Raw genomic sequence first — 5368 nt, forward strand, 5'->3', positions numbered from 1 at the left:
CTAATGAGGTGCGCGGGAAGTCGATCTCCTCCATGTCACGCATGGCAGCAGCCTTCACCTGCAAGACCTGGATGGCCTTGGTAATGCGTTGCCCCATGACAAAGGCCAGGATGGTGGCGAGGAGCAGGGAGACGAAGGCCAGGAGAGACCCGAACACGAGGATGTTCTGGCGCGGAGCTTGGTAGACCTCCGGCAGCGCCGAGATGCCGATCAACCAGCCGGTGCTCGCCATGCGGTGGTAGGCTCCGATGACCTTGGTGCCCTCCAGGGTATAGATATCACGCCAGAGGTCACCTTGCCCCGGCGGAACATCCTTGGTGATCTCCCAGCCCCGGCGCGCCATTGGCTTACCGACCCAGTCCTCATGGCGCAGAGACCGCGCCAGGATCGTTCCATCGCGGTCATTAATCGTCGCGATCCAGCCTTCCGGCACATCAGCAAGAAGTTTCTGGAAGTGGGCAGCCGGAACCCCGAGGGTCAGAGCGTAGTAGACCTCGCCTGTGACCGCAGGCACGCGCACGGGCATCGAGAGCGTCACGGCCCATTGCTGGGTGATCGGTGCCCAGATCAGGTTCGATGTGAAGGGTTTCCCCTCGCCGAAGATCGCCGGGTCACCTCGGCCCGGAAAGGCCGGGAGCCGCTCTCCCTGGGGCACGGCGGTGTTGAGAACCTGCTGACCGTTCCGCTCCCGGACGACGAACCAGATATCAGCCGGTATTCTCATCTGCTCCAGCCGGGCGCGAAAGCCCTCCAGATCGCCTTTGAGGAGGCTGGGGTCCACGGAGAGCACGTTCAGCATCGCCCGATAAGCTTCCAGCCGGTTGTCGATTTCCGCTACGACCTGACCCGCCTCCCTCTCGGCCAAGCTCTCGATGCGGCTCTGTTCCTGCCGCATATACGCCCAGCCTATAATGCCGCTCATGAGGAGGATCGGAAGGGCAAGCGCCAAAGCGTACAGAAACAGGTGCCCGGTGATCGAACCAGTTCGCGGCATGAACTTCCGACTTCCACATTGCCCAGCCGGGTTCAGCGGCGAAAGCGTTCTCTCTTGGCTGACACTTACCATGATCAGATCAGGACGTAATACGACGACGCGACCCAAGCGGACCGTTACAGACCTGCAAAGGGTAAACGATAGGTCTCTTAGTTCAGATCATCTCGATTCGAGAGACGCTCAGAAGGACCACACCGGAAGACAAAATTGGTGCATCTTCCGGACCGATACGAAAACCTCAGAGAGGGCGAGCGCGTTCCGCTATGCCGACACTCTGTCGAGAAGCGCCCGCAGGTTGGGAACCGTCCAGGATACGGTGCTGTGCTCCGCCTCTACGATCTCGTGCTCCCAGGTAATCTCTTAAGCAACGTGGACGGCCTGCGCGCCCGCCGCAATCACCGGGAGTACATCGGAGCGCAACGAGTTGCCCACCATCAGGAACTCGTCTGGGCCGATGCCATACCGGGCCAGAAGCCGCTCATAGGTGGCCTGATCCTTCTCGGAGACGATCTCGATGCGCTCGAACAGCGGAGCCAGACCGGAGCGCGCGATCGTGCTCTCCTCATCGAACAGGTCTCCCTTGGAAATCAGCCATAGCTCGTGATCACGGGCGCGAAGCGCCTCCAGAACCTCCCGTGCCCCCTCAATGACCTCGACCGGGTGCTCGATCATGGTGTGGCCAAAGGCGAGGATCGTCTGTATATCCTCAGCAGGAATACGCCTGTCCGTCACCTCGATCGCGGTCTCGACTATCGAGAGCACAAAGCCTTTGATGCCGTAGCCATAGACGGCCAGATTGCGCCGCTTGGTGTCGAGCAGGCGGGCATGCATGAGGCGCTCGGGGAGGTCTACGTGCTGGGTCAGGAGCGCGCAGAAGCGGTTCTGCGTCATCGAGAACAGAGAGTCTCGTTGTGCCAGAGCGTATCATCCCCATCGAACGCGATGACGCGAGGCAAGACCATCTCTCACCTTCCTTCTGACAACGAGGATACCGCTCCTGCCGGATCGGATGCTCCCCATCGAAATGGCGCTATATGATACCGGTGTCCTGCTCACACGCCGAGACCCCTAGCGCGCGGAGGAGCTACGGACAGCGATTCGGCCGTCCTCCGATGCTCGGCACAAGTGCCAGATAACGAGCCCGTCTGCCTGTGCTGCTGAAGGGTCGCAGCGGAAATCTTACCGAACCTTCTTGCGTCTCGGCTTCTTTGCAGCCGGAGCGGCGATCTTCGGGGAAGGGGCAGCCGATTTCGCCGCTGATTTGGGCTTTCGGCCTAGCCCGCTGCTCTTCGCGAGTTCCGAGCGCTGCGCAGCGTAGTTCGGAGCCACCATGGGATAGTTCGCCGGAAGGCTCCATTTCTCGCGATACTGCTGGGGCGTCAGACCCAGCCTGGTGAGGTGGCGCTTCAGCGACTTGTAGGGCTTGCCGTCTTCAAGGCTGATCAGGAAGTCCACCGTGATCGACTTCTTCACCGGCACGGCAGGAGCGGGCTTGGGCTGTTGTGTGTGATTAGGACTGCTTCCGTCTTGAAGGGCCGCATGCACACCGCTGATCAGCCTTGGCAAAACAGACCTCGATACAGAGTTGTTGCTGACGAAGGCCGAAATGACATCAGCTGTAAGCTCGATGGCACTTCGAGAGGAGACTGCCTGATCGTCCACGGTAGTGATCCTGTAACGTGATAACTTCTCACGGCAGGTCAAACGCTGCCGATCTGTAGAAGCGCATCGTGAAGTATCGGGCAACTATCGAAACATGCTGGCGGTTTCATGGACGGCTGATGAAGATTTCATGCCCAAGCAATTTGAGACAGGCGCTTCTTCTTACAACTCTCACCAGCATGCCCGAGGTAAGCGGCGCTTCCAGCGCTGCCCCGACGGAAGACGGGGCAGGGGGCTTCCGTTCCGTTCTGCCCTCTTGGTCAATGCTGCAAGGACATTCCTCTTCCGCTTCGATGAGGTCCCAACCTGTTGGACAGAGCGGACGGTTTTCTGCGGTACCGTAATGACTGCTTCAGGTGAGGAATCCTCGACGTTCACCACCTTCGGGATCGCACCTATGGTCGCGACATAGGGACGGGCCATAGCGCCGTGAGCGGCGGCGGGTGAGGAATGCTCTGCTCCTTTCGCCCTGCGCGTCCGTGATGCCCTGCGCTGGGCAACTCGCTCCTCGGCCTCACGCTGCACCCGCTCTTCGACCGGGTTTGCCGGTATCGTTAGGAGGTCAGGCAGAACGCGGCGCACAGATCGTTCCGCCAATGGCTCGCTTGTGCACGACGCCTCGGGTGAGTCGGTGCTGAGCGCAGGCGTCGAACGAACCGAGACAGGAACCTCGATTTTGTGCGGCAGGGCAGCACGCGGCTGCGCGGAAAGCTTTCCGAAGACCTGATCCGCGAGAGACGAGCCGTCCGGGGAAGAATTCTCGCGAAGACTGAGAGCTTCGGGTTTGCGCCTGCTGGCGCGCTTGATCTCCATCGTGAAGGACCGCGCCGGAGAGCGTGTCATACGCATGATGAGAGTAGCCTATGGAAGAGAAACCACCGGATTGGGCAGACAGTGGCATGTAGAGCGACCTTGCTGCGCCGTCTACTTGTAGACGTGCTCAGTTAACATCGGATTGCGAATGGTCTTTGGGTCGGGAATTCGGAATACCCAGATCGGCCATTCGGCGTTGGGTCTCAAAGGTGGGATTATCGAGGTACAGCAAAAGCCGAAGGCTTGAACCTTGGGCTTCGGGCACCAGACGGACCATGCCATTCGTGCCAAGTAGACCCCGGTTCAAATTAGCGCCGATAAGCGTCCTGGGAGACTTGTGCTGCCCGAGAGGACCTTCGCACCACTCCGGAGTCTACCGTAAGACAACCAATTAGCACTGCCTTGAGTTCTCGGTCAGGACTGTTCGAGGAACATAGACAGCAGTGATTTAGCAAAGGGATCAGGGTCAAAACGGTTAAGCCACAGCAACAAGGCCAAGCTCTGCTAGGGCTCCATTGTGCCATTTCATGAAGGCTCACCGGGAACGATCAGTTTCGAGTGAGGTTATGCGGCCGTGAACAGCCACATGCCACGGAGGAGAAGTAATGGCAGCAGGCAACAGCGTCTCGAAGCGCGGGTTTGCGCCGATGAACTCCGGAAGGTGACAGGAGATCCCCAGCAAGGGCGACAAGAGCGTGTCGTGCGAAAAGCGCTCCTTCTCGCAGGATCGCGATCTCGCATCCCAAGCCGGTCGCAAAGGCGGACAAATCTCGCGCACTGCTCGGCAGTGAGATTCGTGCCGTGACTACATGGGAAGAAGTAAGGACACGGCGACTAATGATGCTGTTTTCTGCCGAGAAGGAACGTAGCATTCCATCGTGCGTTCAGAAGACATGCCGGCTCGGACCTTACTCCCCGCATTCCCCCTCCGTGCATGGGCCGAAGACTTTGAGAGCGCCTCATGAGGCGCTCTCTTTTTGACACCTTTGGTGAGCATCAGCACAGGCCGGGCATTCTGATTCAATCCGGCTGCTGACGGACTTGACCTACTGGTGGTCCTTCGGTGAACTGCTGCCGGGGAGGTGGCGTGTCAGAAGCCACACCACCGAGAGGATGAGAATGGCAAAGATCAATCCTGCCACAGCTATCTGGTGCATCTCCGCGCCGGCCGCCATTCCGAGTGCACTCGTCATCCACAGACTGGTGGCTGTTGTGAGGCCATAGACACTGCCTCTTGCCACGAAGATCACGCCCGCGCAGAAAGCCGATGGCTTGGGCCAGCGCCTGGATCGCACGGGTTGGGTCCGAATCGGATTGGCCTCGGGCGGACACCTCCTCAAGGAGTTCAAGCGCGATGATGGGGTAACCTGAAAATCCGATTTCCGGTCCGGTTGACTGCGTGCTCATCGGATGGCCCTCAATGGCGTGGGCGTCGCGCTCTCTTGCGAAGTCGATGGCGGCGCGCACGAGCGCCTGGCTGACGCCGCGCCGCCATCAGCACATCGCCGAGCGCGGTCTCTATCCTGCGAGTACGAGGTCGCTCGCCTTTTCGGCCACTGCCGTTACGGCAGCGTTAGCCATTGCAGCCGGAATGCCTGGCAGCACCGAGGCGTCAATGACACGCAAGTCCGCAATGCCTCTAACGCGCAGGGCTTCATCAACGACGGACCCGATACGGCAGGTGCCAACAGGGTGGTGGAAGGAATTAGCCGCACGACGGATGAAATCGTGCTGAGTGGCGATATCCGCCCAACTGGGGCCCGGATAAATTTCCTCCGCCCGCCACTCGCCAAACGCGGTGCTGGCACCGAGGTCGCGGGCGAGAGCAACGCCCTCTGCAAGAACACTCAGATCGGCAGGTTCCGAGAGGTAATTGGGATCGATGAGGGCTGGGGCACA

At 59.9% G+C, this 5368-nt stretch carries 6 protein-coding genes; 1 reads left to right on the top strand and 5 read right to left on the bottom strand.

The genetic code is table 11. From position 1 onward, the window contains the following. From BN1233_RS48980 to BN1233_RS41005, 3 genes are all read right to left on the bottom strand, one after another. Positions 1–994, bottom strand: a 994-nt coding sequence (locus BN1233_RS48980; protein WP_046869453.1) for a cache domain-containing protein, incomplete at its 3' end; no start/stop codon positions are given. Positions 995–1354: 360 nt separating this feature from the next. Beyond that, on the bottom strand, positions 1355–1885 hold the full coding sequence (locus BN1233_RS41000; RefSeq protein ID WP_197094548.1) for an HAD family hydrolase: 531 nt from the start codon (positions 1883–1885) through the stop codon (positions 1355–1357). A gap of 288 nt (positions 1886–2173) precedes the next feature. Continuing rightward, complete coding sequence (locus BN1233_RS41005) at positions 2174–2656, bottom strand: Ros/MucR family transcriptional regulator (protein ID WP_147707835.1); 483 nt, start codon at positions 2654–2656, stop codon at positions 2174–2176. A 1508-nt stretch (positions 2657–4164) separates the two neighbouring features. Here BN1233_RS41005 and BN1233_RS50360 point away from each other — a divergent pair. Next, positions 4165–4260, top strand: coding sequence for a con-10 family general stress protein (locus BN1233_RS50360; protein WP_244470749.1), 96 nt, complete (start codon positions 4165–4167; stop codon positions 4258–4260). Positions 4261–4515: 255 nt separating this feature from the next. Here BN1233_RS50360 and BN1233_RS45705 read toward each other — a convergent pair whose 3' ends face one another. Beyond that, complete coding sequence (locus BN1233_RS45705) at positions 4516–4764, bottom strand: MgtC/SapB family protein (RefSeq protein ID WP_187144493.1); 249 nt, start codon at positions 4762–4764, stop codon at positions 4516–4518. Positions 4765–4987: 223 nt separating this feature from the next. After that, the coding region (locus tag BN1233_RS41010; RefSeq protein ID WP_046869454.1) for a GMC oxidoreductase at positions 4988–5368 on the bottom strand (381 nt) is incomplete at its 5' end.

Source organism: Microvirga massiliensis (genome assembly GCF_001006805.1).
Taxonomy (GTDB): Bacteria; Pseudomonadota; Alphaproteobacteria; order Rhizobiales; family Beijerinckiaceae; genus Microvirga; species Microvirga massiliensis.